We start from the raw sequence: 23,153 nt of genomic DNA on the forward strand, positions 1-23,153 counted from the left end.
CTCTCGCTCGGCAGCCGCAGGTAGCGGTACCGTTGTTTCCTTGATTCTCGCTCCCACATCGCATCCTGCACCCGAGCATGACAGCTGACAATTCCGGGCTGCTACCAAGCGCCGCCGTCCTTCTAATAGCGGCGAACACAATTCGGTCCGCAGCAGACGGGCCGTACCTGAAAATGATACGGCCCGTCCTAGGTTGATGCGATGGATCAGTCCTCTGCAGCACTCGGATGGGTCATATCCATCGGGATGACCCACTTGTCGAACTCCTCATCGGTGACGAAGCCCAGGGCAAGAGCAGACTCGCGCAGCGAGGTTCCCTCATGGTGGGCCTTCTTCGCGATCTTGGAGGCCTTGTCGTAGCCGATGTGACGGTTCAAGGCGGTGACCTGCATCAGGTTGATCTCGAGATCGTGGGCGATCTTCTCGCGGTTTGGCTCAATGCCGTAGGCACAGTTGTCGTTGAACGAAACGCAGGTGTCGCCCAGTAACTGAATGGATTCCAGTACGCACCAAGCCATGACCGGCTTATAGACGTTCAACTGGAAATTGCCCTGCGAACCGGCAAAACCGACCGTCGCATCGTTGCCGAAGACCTTGGTGGCCACCATGGTCATGGCCTCGCACTGGGTTGGGTTCACCTTGCCCGGCATGATCGATGAGCCCGGTTCATTCTCTGGGATGAGCAACTCACCCAGACCGTTGCGGGGGCCGGATGCGTACCAGCGCACGTCGTTGGCGATCTTCATCAGGGCGTCGGCCAACACCCGCAGGGCACCCGACACCAGCACCAAAGCATCGTGGGCGCTCAGCGCGGCGAACAGGTTGTCGGCCTGGACGAAGTCAATGCCGGTCTCCTCGGAGATCTTCTTGGCGGCCAACTGGCCGAACTTCGGGTGGGCATTCAATCCGGTGCCGACGGCAGTGCCACCGATCGCCAGCTCGCGGGCTCGGGATTCGGCGTATTTGATGCCGTCCAGGGCGAAGTCGATCTGGGCTACCCAGGAGGAGATGACTTGACCCAGCAGGATCGGGGTTGCGTCCTGCAGGTGAGTGCGCCCAGGCATGACAATATCCATGTATTCCTTGGCCTTGGCGTCCAAGGTATCACGCAGCTTCATGATGCGTGGGTACATGTTTTTCAGCTCGCACACCACGGCGATGTGCATGGCGGTTGGGAAGGTGTCGTTAGAGGACTGGCCGCGGTTCACATGGTCGTTGGGGTGGACCGGGGCTTTAGAGCCCAGTTCACCACCGGCGATCTCAATCGCGCGGTTAGAGATGACCTCATTGGTGTTCATATTCGACTGGGTGCCGGAACCGGTCTGGAAGACCACCAGCGGGAAGTGTTCGTCGAGTTTGCCTGCGATGACATCGTCGGCAGCCTGGACGATCAGGTCGGCGATGTCGGCGGGCAACTCTCCGAGCTCGCCATTGGCTTGGGCAGCGGACTTCTTCAGCACGCCCAAGGCGCGCACCATGGGGCGGTTCCACACGAAGGTGGGCCGACCGATGTCAAAGTTCTGCAGGGAACGTTGGGTCTGGGCACCCCAGTAGCGGTCACCTTCGACCTCGATCGTGCCCATGGAATCGGATTCGATGCGTGGAGACATGCCTTAATCTTACCTGCAAGCCTCGTGGCGTGTGGGGCAGGGTGATCTGTATAGGAAGCTCGTGCGGATTGTGCCGGTGAGGGCCTAGGCAGGCAAGGCGTGGAGCAGGGCGAGGATTGATCGTGCATCCGCCCAGTTGCGGTAAATTTCATTGCGGTCCCCGTCGGTTTCGCGTAGGCTGCCGAGCACGTTGAATCTGGTGCGATTCCAGAGCTGTCCCGCAACGGTGTGACGATTGCCTCGTCGAGCCCGACCTTCGCTATTTTTGACAATGACTCACTGACTCACTTGGAGCGGAGAACTCTTTTCGTGATCAGAATTTCGGTTGGGTGGCGCTTCCTGCGCTGGTTGGGTGCCACAGTGCTGGTGCTGTTCGGCGTCAGCGTGCTGGCCTTCGTGCTCACATACCTTACCCCCGGTGACTTAGCCGAGAACATGCTCACATCCCAGGGCATCACCCCGACCCAGGAGATGATCGCCATGATGCGCGAGCGTCTCGGTCTAGACCGTCCTTTATGGGAACAGTACGGCACTTGGCTTTGGCGGCTGCTGCACGGTGATCTGGGTGAGTCTCTCAGCAAGGGCACCGTGATCATGGACGATCTGAGTGCTCGGTTGCCTCTCACCCTCGCTCTGACTACTTGTTCCTTGCTCGTGACGTGGGTCATTGCGGTGCCGTTGGGGATCGCCGCAGCCCTGCGGCCGCGTTCGCCGCTGGATTTGGTCTGCCGGGTAGCCAGTTACATCAGTTCCGCACTTCCTTCATTCCTGGTGGCGTTGCTGGTTCTGCACTCTTTGGGAATGAAAGCCCGGTTCTTCCCGATTGCCGCGAGCCAGGATCTGCGAGGCATGGTGATGCCGACGATTGCCACCACGGTTGCCACGGTGGGCTGGTACTTCCGTCAGATCAGGGCGATCGCTCTAGAAGAGGCGGACCAGCCCTACATCGGTGGGCTGCGTGTGCGTGGTATGGGCGAGGTCAGGATTGGCGCCCACATCCTGCGCAACATCGCCGCTCCGCTCGTCACCCTCGCAGCGACAAGTTTTGGCGCGATGCTGGCCGGTACCGCGGTGGTGGAACAGATCTTCGGATGGCAGGGAATCGGAAACTATGCGCTGAGCGCCATCGCAGCCAAGGACTATCCGGTTATTCAGGCCTATGTGGTCTGGTGCGCCCTGGCATTTCTCGTCGCGAACACCATCGCCGACCTGGCGGCCTTCATCCTCGACCCACGACTCAACGAGAAACCAGCTCGGGCAAGAGGATCTGCTCGTGGTGCAGATGTTGGAGGAGCCCCGGCACGGCTGCGGATCAATCGCCCGGATCTGACCTCATTGGTCTCCGGGAACCGAAAACGACCGCACATTCTGATCCGTACCAAGTTGCGTCCCATCGTGACCTGGCGAATCCTGCTGCTACTGATCGTCGTCGTGCTGCTGGTCGGGTCACTCGCGGGAACGATTGCTCCCTATGATCCCAATGCCCCTGACGTTGTCGGTGCTCGCAAGCCCCCCGATCTGAATCACTGGATGGGAACCGACAGCTTGGGACGCGATGTATTCTCTCGGGTTCTTTCCGGTATCTGGCCAACCATGTCGATCGCTCTCACCGTGGTGGTTTGCTCATTGGTGATCGGGGCAACCATCGGGATGCTGTCGGCCCTGGTCGGGGGAGCGGTAGATGCCGTCGTTCAGCGGATCGTCGCAGTTTTCCAGTCATTCCCGGAATTCATCCTGGCACTGGCATTTGCCTCCATGCTCGGGCCGGGTTTCGTTCCAGTGGTAACCGCCCTCACCCTGTCCACCTGGACCAATACTGCCCGGTATGCACGCATCCTGACCATGCAGGTGAAACGAGCCCCCTACATCCAGGCAGCGAGGATGAACGGGGTGCATCCGGTGATCATCTTCCTTCGGCACATGGTGCCCAATATCGCCAGTCCCTTGTTCGTCATGGCTGCCTCCGGGCTGGGTAGCGTGATCCTGAACCTGGCCACCTTGTCTTTCGTCGGTCTTGGCCTGCCCCAGCCGACCAGTGAATGGGGCACCATGATCAGTGAGGGGCGTACCCAGTTGCAGCTGGCGCCCTGGCTGGTCACCGGCCCCGGGGCCGCCCTATTCGTGGTCATTCTCATCGTCAATCTCTTCGCTGATGCATCCCAAGAAATATTGGCAGTCAGCGCAGATTCGTCCCCCGCTCAGGACGAAATAGGAACCAAGCAGTCCTCTGGGTCGGTTGCCGGCCAGAAAGGCATGGAATAGTGAAGATCAACCCGCTCATGGCTGTCGGTGTTGCGGCAGCTCTCCTACTGGCCGGATGCGGTGGTGGCACCGGCTCCACCAGTGGATCCACCACAATGACCGTCGGCACTGGTGATCGAGGTGATTCCCTCGACTCAGCATCCGCCTACGTTGGCTGGTCGAACAGCCGCGACGGTATCGTCGAGACCCTGGTTGATGTTGACGAGCATCTCAACTTGGTCCCTGAACTGGCCACCTCATGGGAGAACACCGACCCAACCACTTGGGTGATCACCTTGCGTGACGGGGTTACCTTCCACAACGGCGCGCCAATGGACGCAGCAGCGGTCAAAGCCTCCCTTGAGCACGCCATCGCCACCAACGTACGGGCTCAGGCTCAGATGCCGATCGCATCAATGACGCCGGAGGGCAATAAGCTGACCATTGTCACATCAATGCCTCTGGCGGCTCTTCCGAATATCCTGACCGATCCCATGACCGGTATCCAGGCCGTCGGTGATGGGATCAACCCCGCTACCGATCCCCAAGGTACTGGCCCCTTCCAGGTCAGCGAGTTCGTCCCCCATGAGCGCCTAGAACTGGACGCCTACCCCGGATACTGGGGTGGGGAGCCGAAGTTGAGTCACGTCACCGTGCGGTCCTACGCCGATCTGCAAGCTCTTGGTCTGGCCATGCAATCCGGCGAGGTGCAGGTAGCGGTCCAACCCGAGGCGGCCGGCTTGTCGGTGTTCTCCGATACCAGCGAGTTCACCACGTGGGATGTCACATCTACTCGTGCCGAGGCAGTGATCATGAACACCGCATCACCGGTGACCTCCGATCCGAAGGTGCGTGAAGCTGTCAACTGGGCCATCGACCGGGAAGCCTACGTCTCGCTGATGCATGGCATGGGTGTGGCTTCCTACAACCTATTCTCCCCGGATATCGCTTTCGGAAAGACCGATGGGCTCAACATCCCCGTCGACAAAAAGGACCTCGCCAAGGCCAAGCAGCTGTTGCTGGAGGCTGGTTACACCGAGTCGGATGGCATGCTGGTCAAGGACGGGCAACCTCTTGTCCTGAGACTGCTCACCTACCCGAAGCGTCCCCAGCTCGGGCAGATGGCTCAGCTGCTGCAGTCTGATCTGGGCTCCATCGGCGCGAAGGTTGAAATCTCCGAGCTGACCAGCACCACCGACCAGATGGTTGCTGGTGAGTTCGAGCTTGGCATGTACTCGATGGCCATGGTGCCCACTGGCGACTCCCAGTACTTCTTCGAGACCATGCTTCGCTCAGGTTCAACGAGCAACTACAGCCACTACAATTCGCCACAGTTTGATGCGGCCCTCGACACTCTGGGCGCGACCTTTGGCGCCGAGGAACGCGCTAAGCAGACCCAGGTGCTCACTCAGATGGTGCACAACGACATGCCCTATGTCGTCTTCGGTCACTCCAAGTGGTGGGTGATCTCCACCGCAGCGGTTAAGGACCTGAGCCTGCGACCCACCGAGTACCACCTATTGGATCACCGGACCCATGTCGGGTGACGAGCCTGTACTGGAGGTAACCGGCCTGCGGGCCGGTTACCTCCAACAGCCTGACACCATTGCCGGAATCGATCTGAGTTTGGCAGCTGGTGAACTGGTGGGCATCATCGGGGAATCTGGGGGCGGCAAGTCGACCCTACTGTCATCAATGCTTGGGCTGCAGCATGGCGGGTTGACGGTGCGCGAAGGCACCATCTGCTACCTGGGTATTGATGTTACCGGTGCTACTCCTGCCGAATGGCGCAGGCTACGCGGTCCGGAGCTGGCAATGGTTTTCCAGCGCCCGAGCGCTAGCTTTGATCCTCTGGTGCGCATCGGCAAGCAGTTCACCGAATCGGTGCGGTTGCACACCCCGCGGGCTTCACACCGCACCTGCCAGAGCGCTGCTCGAGAGCTACTGCGCAGGCTGCGTTTCGCGGATCCGGATAAGGTGCTCGACTCCTATCCCTTCGAACTGTCTGGTGGCATGGCTCAGCGGGTAGCGATCGCAATGGCTCTGCTCAGCGAACCTCGTGTACTGCTCGCTGACGAACCCACCAGCGCCTTGGACGTGCGGGCCCAGGCAGAAGTGCTGGATTTGCTCGCCGAGATCGCATCTCAGTTCGGCACCGCCGTGCTGTTCGTCAGTCACCAGATCTCCTTGGTACGCAGGCTGGTGTCCATGGTGCATGTTTTGGCTGGTGGTGCCTTCGTCGAATCCGGTTCTCCGGAGAAGGTGCTCGACGAGCCCGAGCATGATTACACCAAGGCCTTGGTGCGTGCGGTGCCCAGATTGGATGTGCGTCGTGTTGCTTGAGGTGCATGACGTTGACAAGACGTTCACCAATCGTTTCGGTTCTGTCACGGCTGCCTTTGGTGTTTCTTTCGAAGTGTCGGCAGGGGAGTGCTTCGGGCTCATCGGGGAATCCGGGAGTGGCAAGTCCACCATAGCTTCCATCGTCTCTGGTACCTTGGCCCCAGACTCCGGGACCGTGTGCTTGGACGGGCAGGCGCTGGACACCCGGTCCGCTCGTTCCCGGAAAGCCCATCAGCGGAAACTTCAGATGGTGTTTCAGGACCCCAGGGCATCCTTCAATCCTCGGATGAAAGTCATGGATGCGCTTCGTGAGCCCTTGATTCACAAGCTTGGACGCGCCAAAGACGAGGCTGATGCCGCGATCGAGCAGGTGATGGAACAGGTTAACCTTCCCACTGGGATGCTGCGACGCGGAGTGCACACGATCTCCGTCGGTCAGGCCCAGCGGGTGGCGATCGCCAGGGCCCTGCTGGCCGAACCGAGGTTGATCGTCTGCGACGAGATCACTTCAGCCCTTGATGTCACGGTGCAGGCCAGCATCCTCGAATTGCTTGCCCACCTACGTCGGGAACAGGAGTTGTCTATGCTCTTCGTCTCTCACGACATGGCAGTGGTGGCTCAACTGTCCGACCGTGTCGCGGTGATGGAGTCCGGCCGGATCATTGAGCAGGGGCCGGTTGATCAAGTGATCGGCAATCCGGTCCAGGAATACACCCGGCTGCTGATTGATCTTGCGTGATGTTTGCCGATCTCCGGGTCTTCCGCCAACTGCCGCACCCGCTAGGTCTGCTCATTGCCACCCAGTTCATCTTCAACGTCGGGTTCTACTTGGTCGTGCCCTTCCTCGCCGCATATCTGGAAGCAGATCTTGGTCTCGCAGTCGCCTTGATTGGGTTGATTCTCGGGTTGCGCACCTTCTCTCAACAAGGATTGTTCTTCCTGGGCGGAGCATTGGCCGACTGGTTCGGGATCAAACCGGTGCTGCTCGTCGGTATCGCTGTGCGGGTTGTTGGGTTCGCCACCCTCGCCATCACTCAGGAACTCACCTGGATCATCGTCGGCACCATGTGCATCGGAATGGCGGCCGCTTTGTTCTCCCCGGCTTCCGAATCGGCGATCCTTGGTCTGGCAGGACAAACGGAGATCACTGGAGGGATACGCAGGACCCGGGTGCTGGGCCTGCAACAGGTCTTCTCCCAAGCAGGATCGGCTGTGGGACCAGCCCTCGGTGGTGTTGTCCTGTTCGTCCCTTTTCAGGCAACCTGCCTTATCGCGGCTGTTCTGTTCGCGATCGTCGGTGTGGTGCACTTTCTTTGGCTGCCTTCTCGGATGAGGGTTGGGGACCGCACCCGGGTGAGTGCTTCGTTGCGGCTGGTGCTCGGTAACCGGCGGTTCATGATTTTCGCAGCACTTAACATCGCGCAACTTATCGCCTACAACCAGATGTACTTGGCTTTGCCGGTGGAGCTCACCCGCAGCGGGAACAATTCTGCGGATATCACCTTCTACTTCCTACTTGCATCGGTCCTAGTGATCCTGCTCCAGTCCAGGATCACCGCGTGGACCGACTCCTTTCCCACCACGAAGGTCTTCCTGTTGTCCCATCTGTTCATGTCGGCAGCCTTTGTGGTGGTGGGTGCCATCGCCTGGTTCCCTTCTGCCGGGGGAATTGTTGGTGCGCTGCCGAAGATCATCATGGTGGTGCTGCTTCACATTGGCCTCATGATCCTGCAGCCCCGGACACGCGACATGGTCGGGAAACTTGCCGGTGAGAACCAACTCGGTTCCCACATGGGCGTGATGAATTCCCTTGGGGGATGCGCCGTGCTGTTCAGTGGTGTCCCAGTCGGTTCACTGCTGGAGGCTGCGCGAGTTCCCGGACCGTCAGCAGTGGTTCCGTGGATCGTATTGGCTGCGCTGCCGGTGGCTGTCGCAGTGATCGCCACCCCGGTACTGAGGTGGTTGGGCAGCGAATGAGATGACATGACTGTGCCGGGACAGATCGTCCCATCGTCTTAGGACATCCATGCCATGGTTCATTGGCCATGTTACGGACCAGCGGTAGAGTCGTGCACATCACCGGCGGTTTCCCCGCCGGTCGTTGTTGTGGACAGGAGAAAGCGAATGACCTACGTCATTGCCTTACCGTGCGTCGATGTCAAGGACCGGGCATGCGTTGACGAGTGTCCCGTGCAGTGTATCTACGAAGGTCCGCGGTCGCTGTACATCCACCCCGACGAATGCGTCGATTGTGGAGCCTGTGAGCCTGTCTGCCCGACCGAGGCGATCTACTTCGAAGACGACCTGCCCGACGAATTCGCCGACTGGTATGACATCAATGTGAAGTTCTTCGACGAGATCGGTTCCCCGGGTGGTGCTGCCCGCGTCGGTGTCTACGAGAAGGACGAACCGCGTGTAGCGGCCCTGCCCCCGCAGAACTGATGCGTTCTCGCGTGGCCGACCTGCTGCCCGATTTCCCGTGGGATACGCTGGCCGACGCCAAAGCGAAGGCCTCTACTCATCCCCACGGGATCGTGGATTTGTCGGTAGGCACCCCCGTTGACCCGACTCCCGGGTTCATCGCGGAGGCATTGCGTGAGGCCGCCTCGAAATGGGCTGGGTACCCCGCTGTGTGGGGCACGCCGCTGCTTCGTGGAGCGATTGTTGACTACATGAGCCGACGATGGAATGCGGTCGGGCTTGATGAGAAAGGTGTGTTGCCGGTCAGCGGCACCAAGGAACTGGTAGCTTCTCTGCCCGCCCAACTCGGACTGGGTCCCGACGACTTGGTTGTATTACCAGAGGTCGCCTACCCCACCTACGAAGTGGGAGCCCTGCTCGCCGGATGTCATATCCAACGCTGCGACGATCCCGACCAGGTCGAGGGCAGCCCGTCGCTTGTGTGGATCAATTACCCGGCCAACCCTCACGGGAAGATCGCCGGGAGCGGTCTGTTGCGGCGCTGGGTAGATTTCGTTCGTGAGCACGATGCGGTGCTGGCTTCTGATGAGTGTTATGGGGAGTTCGGCTGGGAGGCCACACCGGTGAGCATCCTCGACCAGGCGATCTGTGAGGGGGATCACACTGGGTTGCTGGGGCTGCATTCGTTGTCCAAGCGTTCCAATCTGGCCGGTTACCGTGCCGGTTTCGTGGTCGGCGATCCGGTGCTGACCACCGATCTGTTGGCTCTGCGCAAACATGCCGGGATGATGATGCCCGGACCGGTGCAGGAAGCCATGGTTGTTGCTCTCAGCGATCAGGAGCACGTTGCCGAGCAGTGCGCCCGTTATCGGCGGCGTCGTGAGGTGATGATGTCGGTGTTGCGTGGCTGCGGATTCACCATCGATGACTCCGAGGGTTCGCTATATCTGTGGGCCACCCGAGGCGAGAACTGCCGCAGCACCATCGACTGGCTGGCTGAGCGGGGTATTCTCGCAGCTCCGTCGGATTTCTACGGTACGAAGGCCACCGATCACGTACGCATCGCGATGACCGCCACCGATGAACGAATCGCATCAGCGGTCGAAAGGCTGCGCGTTGAGGATTGATTGCCCAGATCACGGATACGTGTGCTGCGCCGTGTCCATGATGAAGATGTCTGGTGGGCGGTTGGCTCAGGGCCTCAGATTGATCACGACCGATGAGGCTGACGGCTGAGCCGCGGCTTGCCAGATGGCGTATTCAGTATCCGAACGGGTCCAAGTCTGGTTGCCCACGGCGACCCCGGTCATCCCGGCCTGGCGTCCCAGCAGCATCGACAGCTGCGCCACTGCCCAAGCCTTGGTCTCGTCGGGAGTGGTGACTCGTAGTGATCCAGTGGCATCCACCTCGGAGGTGACCGCGTCGTCCCAGATGGCTTCGAAGAAATTAGTGAGCACCGTGACACTAGCGCCTGGAGCCGTCGTGTCGAAGCAGGTCACCGTTGCAGGGTCGTAACCATTGAGGGCCGAGGCCCAAGCGCGTCCCTTGTCCTCGTGCTGGGCATAGGCTTGCGGGAAGCCGGAACGCTGCACGGTTTGGGCAACGTCATTGATCACCCCGCTCTCCCAGCCGTCGATCTTCACCAGTTCCGTATAGAAAGCCCCCGACGAGTACCACGGATCCATGATCTGCTCGACAGTTCCCCAGCCTTGGGATGGGCGCTGTTGAAATAACCCGACCGAGTCCCGGTCGCCGTGGTCCAGATTGCGCAAGCCAGATTCCTGGTAGGCAGTCACCAGTGCAATAGTCGCAGCCCTGGCGGGTAACCCGCGGCGGATGGATTCCCCGACGATGATCGCTGCATTGTGGGCCTGCTCCCAGGTGAGAGTGGTGGTGAATCCCGAATCCAAGGAGACCATGCACCCCTCGTCGGGCAGCACCGGCGCCAGTTCCTCGCTCCGGTGGGCGAGCTGGGTGACGATCGTCGCGATGATCGAGCACAGCACCACGGCGATGAGCCCAACGACGGCGCACCCGACAACGGTGGGGCCACGAGAGGTGGTTCCGGAGCCTCGGGTAGTGGTCATCAGTTCACGTGTAAGGCGTCGTTGAGAGCGATGGGCTGTCCGGCCCTTGCTTTGACGATCACGGCACCGGACTGGGAATCACGCAGGAACAGCAGGTCAGAGGCCCCGGATAACTCACGGGCCTTGACCACCGAGCCGTCGGGCAAGGTGACCTTGGTGCCCGCCGTGACATATAGCCCTGCCTCGACGATGCAGTTATCCCCTAAGGAGATGCCCAATCCGGCTTCAGCGCCCAGCAGACAGCCTTCGCCGATGGTGACCATTTCCTTGCCGCCGCCGGACAGGGTGCCCATGATCGAGGCTCCGCCGCCGATGTCCGTACCGTCCCCGACAACCACACCCTGGGAGACCCGTCCCTCAACCATCGAGCGGCCCAAGGTGCCGGCGTTGAAGTTGACGAATCCCTCGTGCATCACCGTGGTGCCTTCGGCCAGGTGGGCGCCCAGGCGAACCCGGGCACCGTCACCTATGCGCACTCCGGTGGGGATCACATAATCGACCATACGCGGAAATTTGTCGATGGATGTGACATTCAACCCGCCACGGTGGGCACGAAGGGTGGCACGAACCTGCTCGAAGGATTCCACTTCACACGGCCCGGCCGAGGTCCATACCACATTCGGCAGCGCGGAGAAGATGCCGTCGAGATTGATCGATCGTGGCTTGCGCAGCCGGTGAGATAGCAGGTGCAGCCGTAGGTAGGCGTCGGCGGTCGTCGACGGTTCCTCGTCCAAGTCGATGACGGTGAGCACGATTTCGGTGGTCACCTGGCGAGTCGCATCATTGGTCCGATTGGCTCGCAACAGGGCTGGCGGCTGGGTGTCCGGCTCCGGCACACCGATGTGGGGCTCGGGATACCAGGTGTCGAGCACCAGACCCGAAACGTGGACATTGGCCAAGCCCCAACCCCACGCCTTCTGCGCAGGCGCGGTGGTCGGGTCGAGAGTGGGCACTCCTTCTTTGCTCATGGGTTCAACTCTACTGGGAGCTGATGATCCCTCAGGGCTTCCCGATCGAGGCTTACACTGAGGTACCCAACTGATTGGCTTATCGTACATCGATATTATCGATGCGCGATAACGGATGGCAGCTAGACGATGGAAGCCAAACTGGGCCAGGACTCGATAGGAGAGTCCGGACGCAGTGACTAGATCGGGACCCTGCTGGGCGTCGCGCCTTCCGGATCCGATGACGAGTAGGCTTCCAGACATGCTTGCCCACCAGTCGCTGACCGAATTGTTCCAGCAGATCGTCGATATCGAATCGGTCTCCCGCAACGAAACCCGGCTTGCTGACGAAGTGGAACGTACGTTGGCAGGTTTTGAGCATCTACACATCGTGCGCGACGGCGATGCGGTGGTGGCACGCACCGCTTTGGGGCGCCGGGAACGAGTGCTCATTGCCGGGCACTTGGATACCGTCCCGGTCGTGGGCAACCTGCCTTCCCGGCTTGCTGACACCGATCAGGGCCAGATGCTCGTGGGACGCGGTAGCGTCGATATGAAGGGCGGGGTGGCCGTTATGGTGCATCTGGCTGCCAGGCTCGCCAATCCCGGTCGAGACATCACTTGGGTCTTCTACGACTGTGAGGAGATCGAGGAGACCGCCAATGGGCTGGGACGACTGCTCGTCAACCATCCGGAACTGTTCACCGGCATCACCCTGGGAGTCTTGATGGAACCCACAGCCACCCTCATTGAGGGTGGCTGTCAGGGAACCCTGCGGTTCACCATCACCACCAAGGGTCTTGCGGCCCATTCGGCTCGCTCTTGGTTGGGTCGTAACGCTATCCACGAACTTGCCCGGGTCATCGAGCGTGTAGAGGCTTTCGAGGCCCGTCAGGTAAATGTCGATGGGTTGGAATACCGGGAGGGTCTCAACGCCACGATGGTTTCCGGAGGCTTGGCCCCCAATGTCATCCCTGATTCGGCGACAGTGCAGATCAACTACCGCTTCGCTCCAGACAAGACTCTCGACGAGGCCGTTATGGCGATGACGGAGTGGTTTGATGGCTGGGAACTCATTTTCGTCGATCGTTCACCCGCGGCCCGGCCAGGTCTTGACCGGAAGGCTGCGGCTGAATTCGTTGCTGCTGTCGGTGGCACCCCTCGCGCTAAGTATGGATGGACCGATGTCGCCCGGCTCGCAGCAGCTGGGATACCGGCAGTCAACTACGGCCCCGGTGACCCGGGCAAGGCCCACCAGGCTGATGAGGCATGCCCGATTGCCGAAGTGGAGGCCTGCACAACAGGTTTAATGCAATGGCTCGGTGGTGCGTCAGGACAGGAGGCTTGAGCGGTGGGGTGGATATTTGCTGCGGTCATGGTGGTGGTTATCGCCGTCTTCTTCGTCATCGGTACTGGGCATGGTGGGGAACTCGCCCCGCAACTGGAAGATCGGCCCGTACCTGATGCGCCCATACCCGATGACTTGGGTCCTTATGACCTGAGTGAGTTACGGTTCGCGGTCGTCACCCGCGGCTACTCGATGGCGCAAGTTGACGCCCTGCTCGACCGGGTGAGCCAGCGCTGGCAGGAGGACCTCGACCAGATTCCGGTCACGACTGCTCCGGAAACCAATCCAAGTCCCGTTTCGGGGAGTGGACAAGCTGAGCAGGCCAAGACCCCTTCGTGGCAACACTCAGCAGAACCTTCGGTGGATGCGGAATAATAGATTGTGAAATTTCGGTCGTGAACGGAATCGAGGGCACACATGGCAGCTATGAAACCGCGCACCGGTGACGGGCCCATGGAGGTTGTCAGGGAAGGACGTGGCATCGTCATGCGCGTTCCGGTTGACGGCGGGGGCCGTTTGGTTCTCGAAGTCAACGCGGAGGAGGCCAAGTCGCTGTACGACTGTCTCAAACCGGTCGTCACGAACTGACGACCACCCAGGATCACTGCCGAGCGCCACCGCCTAAGAGGACTGGTGGCGCTCAACGCTTACCAAGCCAGCAAGTCAGGCAGTGGCCGCCTCACTCAGTGTCTGTTCGCCTCGTGATGGGCGATGGCTTCCTTGTACACCTGCACCGTTTCGGCCGCGATTTTCTCCCAGGAGAATTCCGCGATGCACCGCTCGCGTCCGGCAACGCCCATCTGACGGGCCCGATCACGGTCACGGGTGATCTCGTTGAGGTTGGTGGCGAATTGCGTCTCAAACTCGGCGATGCGGGCTGGATCATCTGCATAAGCCGGATCGTAAGGAACGAGTAGGCCGGTTACACCGTCGACGACGACCTCCGGGATTCCACCGACTGCCGAAGCCACCACCGGGATCCCACAGGCCATCGCCTCCAGGTTCACGATGCCCAGCGGTTCGTAGATTGAGGGGCAGGCGAAGACTGTCGAATGAGTGAGCACCTGACGCACTGAGGCACGTGGCAGCATCTCGGCAACCCACACCACTCCCGAACGCTCAGTGTTCAGCTGGGTGAAGGCTTCGTCGAATTCTGCTTTGATCTCCGGGGTGTCTGGTGCTCCGGCCAGCAACAGCACTTGGGTGTCAGGGTCAAGTCGGCGGGCTGCTCGCACCAAGTGCACCAGCCCCTTCTGACGGGTGATGCGCCCCACGAAAGTGACGATCGGACGTGTCAGATCCATGCCCAACGACTCGATGACATCGGTGGCGGGATCGGGACGGAACTCGTCGGGGTCAATCCCGTTGCGCACCACGTGGATGCGTTCGGGCTCGACGAAAGGATAGGCCGCACGGATATTATCGATCATCGCAGCCGAGACCGCGATGATGGCATCGGCATCGGCATAGGCGGTTTTCTCGATCCATGATGACACCCGGTAGCCACCACCGAGTTGCTCCACCTTCCAGGGGCGGTCGGGCTCCAGCGAATGGGCTGTGACGACGGTGGGGATGTCCTGGAACTGACCAGCGACGACGGCTGCAAACTGGGCGTACCACGTGTGGGCGTGGAGCACGTCGACCTGGGGGATGGCTGCGGCCATGGCGATGTCGGCGCCCAAGGTACGGATCGCGGGATTTGCATCGGGGGGGAAACTCTCGGGATGAGCCGTCGCGCCGTCGCGGGGTTCGCCCATGCACTGTACGTCGACCATCTCGCAGAATTTGCGCAGTTGCGGCACCAGTTGGCCCACATGGACACCGGCTCCGCCGTAGATGTGTGGGGGATATTCCCGAGTGAGGATCGAAACTCTCATGCCTCGATCGTCTCATGGTGATACCCCCGAGGGGGAGAGCTAGACCGACATCGTCACAAGGAAGAGACCCAATGACAGAACTGATCATGGCATCCAGGAAGGAAGTTATGGACAGGGGGTGTCAATGTGTTCGCTGGTGCCCTAAGTTTTGGTCATGGCTGAACCCAAGGTCCTTTCCCTCATCCTCGCCGGCGGCGAAGGTAAACGGCTGATGCCGCTCACCGCCGACCGAGCCAAACCTGCCGTTCCGTTCGGTGGTACCTACCGGCTGATTGACTTTTCCTTGTCGAATATGGTCAACTCGAACCTGTTCAAGGTAGCGGTGCTCACCCAGTACAAGTCTCACTCTCTTGACCGCCACATCTCGGTGACCTGGCGGATGTCGACGATGCTCGGCAACTACGTCACCCCGGTCCCTGCCCAGCAGCGCCGCGGACCACACTGGTACCAAGGCTCGGCTGACGCCATCTACCAGTCCCTCAACCTCATCTCAGACGAGGACCCCGACTACGTCGTCGTCTTCGGCGCTGACAACATCTACCGTATGGATGTGCGCCAGATGCTGCAGGCCCACATCGACTCGGGGATGGCCGCCACTGTCGCGGCCATCCGGGTACCGCGTAGTGAAGGTTCGGCCTTCGGCATCATTGATGCGAATGGCGACGGGGTAATTGATCAATTCTTGGAAAAGCCCGCCGACCCGCCCGGGCTATCTGATTCACCAGATGAGTGCTTTGCATCAATGGGTAACTACATCTTCTCCCGCAAGCAACTCGTGGAGATGCTCGTCGCTGATGGACATGACACCGACTCCAAGCATGATATGGGCGGGAATATCATTCCTTCCTTCGTCGACCAGGGCGAGTGCGGGGTCTACGACTTCACCTCCAACGAGGTTCCCGGGGCCACCAACGAGGATCGCAACTACTGGCGTGACGTGGGCACCATTGATGCCTATTTCGACGCTCACATGGATCTGATCTCGGTGGTGCCGGAATTCAACCTGTACAACTCCCAGTGGCCGATCTGGACCCAGCAGGCCCAACTACCCGGCGCAAAGTTCACCCTGCACGGCACAGCGGAATCCTCCATTGTGACCAACGGGTGCATCATCTCTGGTGGCGATGTCGATCATTCGGTGCTATCCCCGGGGGTGCGCGTCGAAGGCGGTGCCTCCTTGGACAAGTGCGTGGTGATGGATCAGGTCAAGATCGGCAAGGATGCGGTACTGCGCAACGTCATCCTCGACAAGAATGTGACTATCGCCGACGGGGTGCAGATCGGCGTCGATCCTCAAGCCGACTTGGCACGTGGACTACACATCTCGCCTCGCGGGATCGTCGTGGTGCCGAAGGGGATGATTGTCGAACCGATCTGATCCGTCGTCCGAGTTCAGGCGTGGACGCCGACCGCCACGCCATGCCCCACCGGCAGCATCGCGCAGGTGAACACCTCGGATTCGCGGATGGCGTCGAGAGCCTCGCGGATGATCACCGACTCGTCTGAATCGTCGTTCGGGTCGGCCACCTTGCCCTGCCACAGGGCATCGTTGATCACCAGCATCCCGCCGGGACGCAGCAATCTCTCGGCTTGGGGGACGAAGTCGAGATAATCGAGTTTTTCGTCGTTGAGCAGCATGATGTCGTAGGCCCCGGCCCGCAGGTTGTTGCAGATATCGAGGGCGCGCCCGTTAATCAACCGGGAACGTTGGGATGCGATGCCCGCTGCGCGGAAGGCCGTCTTGGCGGTGTTCTGCCAGTCGGTCTCGGTATCGATAGAGGTGAGCACTCCGGCGGGGTCCATTCCTTGGAATAAGGCCAGGCCGGTGCAGCCGGTGGAGGTGCCGACTTCGACGACGGTGCGGGCGTTGATGAGCTTGGCCAGCATCGTCAGCACGGCATTCACACCACCGGAGCTGGCCGGAGCTCCGGCCAGGACCGCAGCTTTGTGCGCCTCGTCCATGGGTTCGGTGCCGGGCACGAAGTCCTCGGCGAAGGCGATGGAACGCTTGTCCAGCAGGAACTCTTCACTCACGAACCCAGCCTAGGCCATGGTCGAGGCAATGTCTGTGCCCGAGGTGGTGGGCTTCCTGCGCGCGTGGTTCCCTGATTGCCTAGCATGGAGGCATGAGTGAACCGATCCTGGGCCGACTGATCACTGCCATGGTCACTCCCTTCGACGCCTCTGGGGCTGTCGATCCGGAGCGGGCCGAGCAACTCGCGGTTCGGCTGGTTGACGAGCAACGTAACGATTCGGTGCTAGTTAACGGCACCACCGGTGAGGCTCCGACGACTAGTGACGCCGAGAAATGCGAGTTGATTCGTGTGGTCAAGGCAGCAGTAGGGGACCGGGCCAAGGTGATCGCCGGGGTCGGCACCTTCAACACCGCACACTCCGTCGAATTGGCCAAGGCATCTCGGGATGCCGGCGCCGACGCTCTGCTGACCGTCACCCCTTACTACTCGTTGCCTCCCCAGGAAGCGCTGGTAGCGCATTTCCGCACGATCGCATCGGCGACCGATCTACCGATGGTGCTCTACGACATCCCGCACCGGGCCGGGCGTCCCATTGAGACCCCCTCCCTGATTGCCTTGGCCGAGCATCCCAACATCGTGGGTGTCAAGGATGCCAAGAACGACATCGTCGCGTCCTCTCAAGTGATGGCCGCCACTGGTCTCGACTACTACGCTGGTGACGACGCTAAGCTGCTACCGATGCTGGCGGTTGGGGCCGCGGGTGTCGTTGGAACTTCCACCCATTTCACCGGACGGCGCACCGCTGAACTGATCCGGGCCTGGCTGGATGGCGACCATGCCAAGGCGCTGGCAATCCACCGGGAAATGCTGCCGGTCTACACCGGGGTGTTCGTCACCCAAGGGGTCATGATGGTCAAGGCAGGTCTGGCCCATCAGGGCTTCGATGTCGGTGGGCTGCGTTCACCGATGATCTGGCCCACCGACGAGGTCGTCGCCGGTTTCACGGCCCTCCTGGACAGCATCGTCCTGTGATACCCCAGGAGTTCTTCGGGGTCGGCTGGGCGGAGCTGGCCTTCCTGCTCATCGCGGGGGTCGTCCTCTTCGGGCCGGAGAAACTTCCCGTCTATGCCCGCAAGGCCGCCCGCGTGGTGGCCTGGGCACGGGCCTTCGCCGACAACGCCACCAACCAGTTGAAGGCCGAGCTGGGCCCCGAATACCAGGACCTCACCGCGGCTGATCTCAACCCGAAGACCTTCGTCACCAAACACCTGCTGGCCGAGGTCCAGGCCGATCTCGACGATGTGAAAACCGAACTCAACGGGGTGAAGAGCGATCTGGGGTTGGGGGTGTCCGCCGTCTCCTCGGCGGGTGCGGAGGTGAAATCCACCCTGACCAGCGCAACCAAGGGCTCACCCGCCCTGACGGCTGCCGAATTGCCGTGGGACGACGAGGCGACCTGAGGTGGTGGCACCTCGGTTTGCCCTCGGGCTAGCAGCACTGGTCACCCGGTGGCGATTGCCTTCCGGGTTATCCAGACCTGCATATATCGCAATGCAGCGCTGTTATTGCACGATGACTTGGGTCGACGTGATGAACTGCCTGAGTCTGCGCTCATGGGTTGCCGACACTGCGCCTGTTTGTTATGCCCTGTTCGGTTAGGCTGTGAACACAGCCTCACTACCTGGGTTCTTGGCTGTTGATTGCAGTCGCGCTTTCTGCCTCCCTGACGCTCCCAGGGCAAGGAGGGGATGCTCGACGGCACTTGGTTCGCGACATTTGTGTGTCGTACTGATGGGGCCTAAACGGGTTCTGGCATTGCCTCGTGCCCTACGAAGAATGTGTTTCGGTATCCCTAGCATAATGTGTTCGGTATAGGTGACTGGTGCTCCAACATGAATAATGTGATTGAAATTGATTCACTCTCCAAGATGTACGGCAAGGCGCGCGGTGTGAAGCAACTCAGTCTTTCCGTCAAGGGCGGTGAGATCTTCGGCTTCATCGGCCCGAACGGTGCTGGCAAGAGCACCACGATCCGCACCATCCTTGGCTTCTTGAAACCTACGAGCGGAAGCGCCAGAATCTTTGGTTTCGACACCGTGACCCAGTCGCCCGAAATCCACCGCAAGGTGGGCTACCTACCTGCAGACGTGAATTTTTACGACAGCATGACCGCGCAGGAACTGCTCGACTTCTCTGCGCGTCTTCACCGGGTAGAGGCTGCCGAGCGCATCAAGCAGCTCAGCGCACGTCTGGACCTGGATCTGAGCAAGAAATTCCGTTCCCTCTCGACAGGTAACAAGAAGAAGGTGGGCATCATCCAAGCGATGCTCCACGATCCGGAACTGCTCATCTTGGACGAGCCGACGAGCGGCCTCGACCCGCTGGCGCAGCGCACCTTCTTCCATCTGCTGACCGAGGAGCGCGACCGCGGTTGCACAGTCTTCTTCTCGTCGCACGTCTTGTCTGAGGTCCAGTTGCTGTGCAACCGCGTCGCGATCATCCGTGACGGTGAGCTGGTCACAGTCGAGGACCTCAAGGAGCCGAGCGTCGCGCAGTACAGGTTGGTGCACGTCAGGTTCGCACGGCCGACTGTGCTGCCCGAGATCCCCGGGGTCAAGTCCGTTGAAGGTGATGGCACGGAGTACCGCTTCATGATCCAGGGCGATGTCAACCGCCTCCTGCGAATGCTTGCCGACAACACCGTCGACGATGTACGCATCGAGGAACCCCCACTCGAAGAGGTTTTCATGAACTACTACACCGGTGGCACCACTGCAACCAAGGAGTGCTGATCCGCTATGAACATGGTTCTCTTCAAGAATGAGATGCGTCGACACCTTCTGGCGTTCCTGATCTGGAGCGTTGTGCTTCCGTTCATGAGCCTCATGCGTATGGCGGAGTTCCCTGAGTTCGTGCGCAAGTACCAGTCTGCGGATCAGGCGCTGGGCGAGTTTTCATCGACCGAGATCGATATGTTCGGCCTCGATGGGGTCGATCTGACGTCGATCACCGGGTACTTCGGTGCTCGCGTCTTCTCTGTTGTCGTGCTGCTCGGTGCCTTCTACGTGATCATGCTGGCAGCCACCATCTTGTCCAAAGAGGAGGATTACAAGACCATTGAGTTCCTCGCGGTGAAGCCTCTATCCCGTACCGAGATCACTGTCTCGAAGATCGGGGTGGTTGTTCTGTACGCGTTACTGCTCAACGTGGCGCTCTTCTTTGCCTCTTGGGCGATGTGCGCCGTCTTTCAGCAGAAGGGCTATTCGCTCAAGGCGCTGGTGCTGATGGCGCTCGGGTCTTTCTTGGTCCACCTCATGTTCGCGGCCGTTGGCTTCCTACTCTCGGTCTTCGTGACCACTGCCCGCGTGATCTACCCGGTGACGATCGGCATCGTCCTCGGAGCCTACTTCGTGCAGATGATGGCAAACTCCAACGGCAAGGCGAAGCCCCTCACGTGGCTGTCATTTTTCACCTACCCGAACATCGGGAAAGCGTCAGCAGGTGGGCAACTGATTGATATACCGCACTTGGTGGTCGCCCTACTGGTGATCACGGCGGGGTTCATGCTTGCCGTCTTCCGCTACCGCCAAAAGGACATCACCGCCTAGCAGAACTGACGACCAGGTTACAGATTCTTGCGCAGACGCGTTGCGGTTGATGTCACCGACGTCCTCCTGTGCAAAAACATAGATCACGCCCTCAACCACCTGTCGGTATCACGAAATGGACGATGCATCGAATCACCGGTCGACGGCATCAGAGGCGTGATCGGCTCCCACTGAGCATCGGTCAGAACCCATTCACGAGATAAGCCAACATCAAATCAACCCCACCAGCACAGGCTTAGGAGACACACCCTAAACGGTATGAGTAATCCCAGATCGGGTGGAGCTCTGGCAGGCCGGGCATCACCGCGCAACGATTCTTGGGTCGCCGGGCGTACGAATGTTGACCTGGGTATGCATGCGCGCTCCGTCGTGGTGCATGACATGGATGCCCAGACCGGAGAGATCTTCAGGGCACGGCCTATGCCCCGGTCCAATGGAGGTGACGGTTTGAATCAACGGTGTCGACGATACTCGATCCTAGACACGTGTGAGGTTCCGAGCCGAAAGCACCGTCCTGCGGTAACCAACTCGTGAATATCAGATTGGCATCGCCGTCGGACAGACACGCGAAACCCCTCGTTAGCATCATTTTGGGCTAACACAAGACGGGCGCCGTCAGGAATCCCACCCGGTGGCGTCTCATCCTGCCCTTTTAACAAAACAACAACCATATCAGATGTACTTGATGAAGGAAGTTAGTTCCGATCCATCGCGTCTACGTCAGTCACGTGGCACAACACCGCTCATGCTCACCTCGTTCTTCGATTGCTACAGGGCGGTACAGGCTTTTGTCGCAACCTGTACCAATCATTTCCGGCGACTTCATTCTCGGGGAAAAGAAATCTTGTGATCGACAGAGTCTCGAGTGAATTTACCCGTGAGCACTCCCGGTGGCTGGGGAATCGCCCACCAGCTTGCTCAACATGAGTAGATCCACCGGATGGTCATCGCGGAAACCGCCGCGGTGACGCAGCAGGCCCTCCTGGCGGAAACCGGCCCGCTCGGCGACGGCCAGGGAAGCCACGTTCCCGGGCTCCACCTGGATCTCCACCCGCCGCATCCCGGCCTCGGCGAACAACCAGTCGACCAGGCAACACAGGGCACGCGTCATCACCCCACGGCCCCTGGCCCAGGGACCCAGCCAGTAACCCACCTCGGTGTGGCGGGTGGCCCAGTCGGTGTTCTTCAACCCGATGACCCCGGCAAATGCGCCATCGACCTCGATGGCCCGCTCCAAACCCTGGCCCGATTCGGTGACCTGCACCGCGTGGTCGTGCACGTATTCCCGGGCCCGTTCCTCGGTATAGGGCCGGGGCAGCAGCGACAACCACTCCAGGGTGAGGGGATCGTTGCAGCCCCGGACGATCGCAGGAACATCCGCATCGGTGGGTTTGCGCAGGATGATGTCGCCGGTGACGAGCACCGGTGGATCGAGCTTATTCATAACGGCTCCGATCAGTTCGTCTGCAGCCCCAGGGGTTTGCCCACCAAGGATGGGCGAGAGGCAACGAGCTTCGCTGCGATCTCGGTGATAACCCGTGAAGCGGTGGTTTCCGGACGTGCGATGACGCCGGGTGCCTGGGCCTCGGTCTCGACGCCGATCGCCGGTTCGAAAGGTACCTTGCCCATCAGTGGCACTTGGGTGGCCAGCCGGTCACTTAGCGCGTCGGCGGTCAACAGACCACCACCCTCACCGAACAGCGGTACCTGATGCGGTTCGCCGCAGTGCGGGCACAAAGCCTCGTAGTAGCTCATGTTCTCGATGACACCAATGACCTTCTGGTGCATCATTGAGGCCATCGTGCCAGCCCGCTCGGAGACGACGGCGACGCTCGGTTGAGGCGTGGTGATGACGATCACTTCGGAACCGGGCAATTTCTGGCCGATGGACATGGCGACGTCGCCGGTGCCAGGGGGAAGATCGATAAGGAAGTAATCCAGATCGCCCCAGAAGACCTCAGACAGCAACTGGGTGAGGGCCCGGTCGAGGATGGGGCCTCGCCAGGCGATCACCTGGTCCCGGGATTCTTTGAGCATACCCATCGAGATGACCTTCAACCGGGCGGTGAATCCGTCGGCGGAGCTGTACTCTACCGGCACCGGCATGATCATGTCGTCGACCATTGTCGGACGGGCATCCTCCGACAGACCCAATAGATCGGGCACCGAGTGGCCATAGATGTCGGCATCGAGCAGGCCCACTTTCTTGCCCATCTTGGACAAGGCCAGTGCCAGATTTATGGTGATCGAGGATTTGCCGACCCCGCCCTTGCCGGAGGCGATCGCGATGACCTGGGTCAGGTTTCCGGGCTGGGCGAATTGGATTACCTTCGCTGGGGCTCCACCGCGCAGCTTCTCCGACAGTTGGGCTCGTTGCTCGGCGGTCATCGCCCCCATGGTGAGGTCTACCGAGGTGATGCCCGCCACTTTGCCCAAGGCATCGTGGATCTGCTGCTCGATGTTGTTGCGCATCGGGCAACCAGCAACGGTCAGCAGCACGGTGACATGAGCAACGCCTTTGTCGTCGATCTCCAGGTGATCGACCATGTCGAGGTCGGTGATCGGACGATGGATCTCCGGGTCGATGACGGTGGCCATCGCGGCCTGCGCCGCTTCGAGAATCTGTGCGTTGCTCACCCTATCATGCCTACGCGAGTCCGGGATGGGTTTCAAGTCGGCGATGCGCTGGTTCCGA

At 60.5% G+C, this 23,153-nt stretch carries 22 protein-coding genes; 15 read left to right on the forward strand and 7 right to left on the reverse strand.

Annotated features, from left to right (window positions below; all coding sequences use genetic code 11):
* Positions 1-206: 206 nt before the first annotated feature.
* Entirely contained in the window at positions 207-1,610 is a 1,404-nt protein-coding gene (gene fumC, locus HMPREF1531_RS08735) for a class II fumarate hydratase (RefSeq protein ID WP_016669582.1), read from the reverse strand.
* A gap of 309 nt (positions 1,611-1,919) precedes the next feature.
* Between fumC and HMPREF1531_RS13695 the strand changes: the two genes are divergently transcribed.
* From HMPREF1531_RS13695 to dapC, 7 genes are all read left to right on the forward strand, one after another.
* Positions 1,920-3,872: an ABC transporter permease subunit gene (locus HMPREF1531_RS13695; RefSeq protein ID WP_016669583.1), complete on the forward strand. Its 1,953-nt coding sequence runs from the start codon at positions 1,920-1,922 to the stop codon at positions 3,870-3,872.
* Positions 3,872-5,398, forward strand: a complete 1,527-nt coding sequence (locus tag HMPREF1531_RS08745) for an ABC transporter substrate-binding protein (RefSeq protein ID WP_016669584.1) — start codon at positions 3,872-3,874, stop codon at positions 5,396-5,398. Before HMPREF1531_RS13695 ends, HMPREF1531_RS08745 begins: the two co-directional genes overlap by 1 nt.
* Positions 5,388-6,194 carry an ABC transporter ATP-binding protein gene (locus HMPREF1531_RS08750; RefSeq protein WP_016669585.1) on the forward strand — a complete coding sequence of 269 codons (807 nt, stop codon included), beginning with the start codon at positions 5,388-5,390 and terminating at the stop codon, positions 6,192-6,194. The genes HMPREF1531_RS08745 and HMPREF1531_RS08750 overlap by 11 nt, the downstream gene beginning before the upstream one ends.
* Entirely contained in the window at positions 6,184-6,933 is a 750-nt protein-coding gene (locus HMPREF1531_RS08755; RefSeq protein ID WP_198011028.1) for an ABC transporter ATP-binding protein, read from the forward strand. The genes HMPREF1531_RS08750 and HMPREF1531_RS08755 overlap by 11 nt, the downstream gene beginning before the upstream one ends.
* The gene (locus tag HMPREF1531_RS08760) at positions 6,933-8,171 is read left to right on the forward strand and encodes an MFS transporter (RefSeq protein ID WP_016669587.1); all 1,239 of its coding nucleotides are present in this window, start codon (positions 6,933-6,935) and stop codon (positions 8,169-8,171) included. Before HMPREF1531_RS08755 ends, HMPREF1531_RS08760 begins: the two co-directional genes overlap by 1 nt.
* 147 nt (positions 8,172-8,318) lie before the next feature.
* Positions 8,319-8,636, forward strand: coding sequence for a ferredoxin (gene fdxA / locus HMPREF1531_RS08765; protein WP_016669588.1), 318 nt, complete (start codon positions 8,319-8,321; stop codon positions 8,634-8,636).
* Positions 8,633-9,742, forward strand: a complete 1,110-nt coding sequence (dapC, locus tag HMPREF1531_RS08770; protein ID WP_036897606.1) for a succinyldiaminopimelate transaminase — start codon at positions 8,633-8,635, stop codon at positions 9,740-9,742. The genes fdxA and dapC overlap by 4 nt, the downstream gene beginning before the upstream one ends.
* Positions 9,743-9,808: 66 nt before the next feature.
* Here dapC and HMPREF1531_RS14370 read toward each other — a convergent pair whose 3' ends face one another.
* The gene (locus HMPREF1531_RS14370; protein WP_016669590.1) at positions 9,809-10,702 is read right to left on the reverse strand and encodes a hypothetical protein; all 894 of its coding nucleotides are present in this window, start codon (positions 10,700-10,702) and stop codon (positions 9,809-9,811) included.
* Entirely contained in the window at positions 10,702-11,670 is a 969-nt protein-coding gene (gene dapD, locus HMPREF1531_RS08780; RefSeq protein ID WP_016669591.1) for a 2,3,4,5-tetrahydropyridine-2,6-dicarboxylate N-succinyltransferase, read from the reverse strand. Before dapD ends, HMPREF1531_RS14370 begins: the two co-directional genes overlap by 1 nt.
* 241 nt (positions 11,671-11,911) lie before the next feature.
* On the opposite strand from dapD, the gene dapE reads away from it, so the two are divergent.
* From dapE to HMPREF1531_RS13350, 3 genes are read left to right on the forward strand one after another with little or no spacing between them, the layout of a single operon-like run.
* A complete protein-coding gene (gene dapE, locus HMPREF1531_RS08785) occupies positions 11,912-12,997 on the forward strand; it encodes a succinyl-diaminopimelate desuccinylase (RefSeq protein WP_016669592.1) in 1,086 nt (361 codons plus the stop codon).
* A 3-nt stretch (positions 12,998-13,000) separates the two neighbouring features.
* Entirely contained in the window at positions 13,001-13,372 is a 372-nt protein-coding gene (locus tag HMPREF1531_RS12995; RefSeq protein ID WP_016669593.1) for a DivIVA domain-containing protein, read from the forward strand.
* A gap of 42 nt (positions 13,373-13,414) precedes the next feature.
* The gene (locus HMPREF1531_RS13350) at positions 13,415-13,585 is read left to right on the forward strand and encodes a DUF3117 domain-containing protein (protein ID WP_016669594.1); all 171 of its coding nucleotides are present in this window, start codon (positions 13,415-13,417) and stop codon (positions 13,583-13,585) included.
* Positions 13,586-13,680: 95 nt separating this feature from the next.
* On the opposite strand, the gene glgA is transcribed toward HMPREF1531_RS13350, so the two are convergent.
* Complete coding sequence (gene glgA / locus HMPREF1531_RS08795) at positions 13,681-14,874, reverse strand: glycogen synthase (RefSeq protein ID WP_016669595.1); 1,194 nt, start codon at positions 14,872-14,874, stop codon at positions 13,681-13,683.
* Positions 14,875-15,022: 148 nt separating this feature from the next.
* On the opposite strand from glgA, the gene glgC reads away from it, so the two are divergent.
* Complete coding sequence (gene glgC / locus HMPREF1531_RS08800) at positions 15,023-16,252, forward strand: glucose-1-phosphate adenylyltransferase (protein ID WP_442852404.1); 1,230 nt, start codon at positions 15,023-15,025, stop codon at positions 16,250-16,252.
* Between the two features lie 14 nt (positions 16,253-16,266).
* Here the strand turns inward: glgC and HMPREF1531_RS08805 are convergent, their stop codons facing one another.
* Positions 16,267-16,908 carry an O-methyltransferase gene (locus HMPREF1531_RS08805; RefSeq protein WP_016669597.1) on the reverse strand — a complete coding sequence of 214 codons (642 nt, stop codon included), beginning with the start codon at positions 16,906-16,908 and terminating at the stop codon, positions 16,267-16,269.
* Between the two features lie 92 nt (positions 16,909-17,000).
* Between HMPREF1531_RS08805 and dapA the strand changes: the two genes are divergently transcribed.
* The 4 genes from dapA (at position 17,001) to HMPREF1531_RS08825 (ending at position 20,458) form a co-directional block, all read left to right on the forward strand.
* Complete coding sequence (dapA, locus tag HMPREF1531_RS08810; RefSeq protein WP_016669598.1) at positions 17,001-17,882, forward strand: 4-hydroxy-tetrahydrodipicolinate synthase; 882 nt, start codon at positions 17,001-17,003, stop codon at positions 17,880-17,882.
* Entirely contained in the window at positions 17,879-18,310 is a 432-nt protein-coding gene (locus HMPREF1531_RS08815; RefSeq protein ID WP_016669599.1) for a sec-independent translocase, read from the forward strand. The genes dapA and HMPREF1531_RS08815 overlap by 4 nt, the downstream gene beginning before the upstream one ends.
* A 432-nt stretch (positions 18,311-18,742) precedes the next feature.
* Positions 18,743-19,642: an ABC transporter ATP-binding protein gene (locus HMPREF1531_RS08820; RefSeq protein WP_016669600.1), complete on the forward strand. Its 900-nt coding sequence runs from the start codon at positions 18,743-18,745 to the stop codon at positions 19,640-19,642.
* 12 nt (positions 19,643-19,654) lie between these two features.
* The gene (locus HMPREF1531_RS08825) at positions 19,655-20,458 is read left to right on the forward strand and encodes an ABC transporter permease subunit (RefSeq protein WP_269593319.1); all 804 of its coding nucleotides are present in this window, start codon (positions 19,655-19,657) and stop codon (positions 20,456-20,458) included.
* Positions 20,459-21,329: 871 nt separating this feature from the next.
* Here the strand turns inward: HMPREF1531_RS08825 and HMPREF1531_RS08830 are convergent.
* Positions 21,330-21,902 carry a GNAT family N-acetyltransferase gene (locus HMPREF1531_RS08830; protein ID WP_016669602.1) on the reverse strand — a complete coding sequence of 191 codons (573 nt, stop codon included), beginning with the start codon at positions 21,900-21,902 and terminating at the stop codon, positions 21,330-21,332.
* Positions 21,903-21,913: 11 nt separating this feature from the next.
* Positions 21,914-23,095, reverse strand: coding sequence for an Mrp/NBP35 family ATP-binding protein (locus HMPREF1531_RS08835; RefSeq protein WP_036898866.1), 1,182 nt, complete (start codon positions 23,093-23,095; stop codon positions 21,914-21,916).
* Between the last annotated feature and the right edge of the window lie 58 nt (positions 23,096-23,153).

Source organism: Propionibacterium sp. oral taxon 192 str. F0372, from assembly GCF_000413315.1.
Classification (GTDB): domain Bacteria; phylum Actinomycetota; class Actinomycetes; order Propionibacteriales; family Propionibacteriaceae; genus Brooklawnia.

Excerpts from the sequence above, each read along its gene's own strand:
- fumC (WP_016669582.1), bottom strand. The coding sequence starts at position 1,610 with ATGTCTCCACGCATCGAATCCGATTCCATGGGCACGATCGAGGTCGAA.
- HMPREF1531_RS08750 (WP_016669585.1), top strand. The coding sequence starts at position 5,388 with ATGTCGGGTGACGAGCCTGTACTGGAGGTAACCGGCCTGCGGGCCGGT.
- HMPREF1531_RS08760 (WP_016669587.1), top strand. The coding sequence starts at position 6,933 with ATGTTTGCCGATCTCCGGGTCTTCCGCCAACTGCCGCACCCGCTAGGT.
- fdxA (WP_016669588.1), top strand. The coding sequence starts at position 8,319 with ATGACCTACGTCATTGCCTTACCGTGCGTCGATGTCAAGGACCGGGCA.
- HMPREF1531_RS14370 (WP_016669590.1), bottom strand. The coding sequence starts at position 10,702 with ATGACCACTACCCGAGGCTCCGGAACCACCTCTCGTGGCCCCACCGTT.
- dapD (WP_016669591.1), bottom strand. The coding sequence starts at position 11,670 with ATGAGCAAAGAAGGAGTGCCCACTCTCGACCCGACCACCGCGCCTGCG.
- dapE (WP_016669592.1), top strand. The coding sequence starts at position 11,912 with ATGCTTGCCCACCAGTCGCTGACCGAATTGTTCCAGCAGATCGTCGAT.
- HMPREF1531_RS13350 (WP_016669594.1), top strand. The coding sequence starts at position 13,415 with ATGGCAGCTATGAAACCGCGCACCGGTGACGGGCCCATGGAGGTTGTC.
- glgA (WP_016669595.1), bottom strand. The coding sequence starts at position 14,874 with ATGAGAGTTTCGATCCTCACTCGGGAATATCCCCCACACATCTACGGC.
- dapA (WP_016669598.1), top strand. The coding sequence starts at position 17,001 with ATGAGTGAACCGATCCTGGGCCGACTGATCACTGCCATGGTCACTCCC.
- HMPREF1531_RS08820 (WP_016669600.1), top strand. The coding sequence starts at position 18,743 with ATGAATAATGTGATTGAAATTGATTCACTCTCCAAGATGTACGGCAAG.
- HMPREF1531_RS08825 (WP_269593319.1), top strand. The coding sequence starts at position 19,655 with ATGGTTCTCTTCAAGAATGAGATGCGTCGACACCTTCTGGCGTTCCTG.
- HMPREF1531_RS08830 (WP_016669602.1), bottom strand. The coding sequence starts at position 21,902 with ATGAATAAGCTCGATCCACCGGTGCTCGTCACCGGCGACATCATCCTG.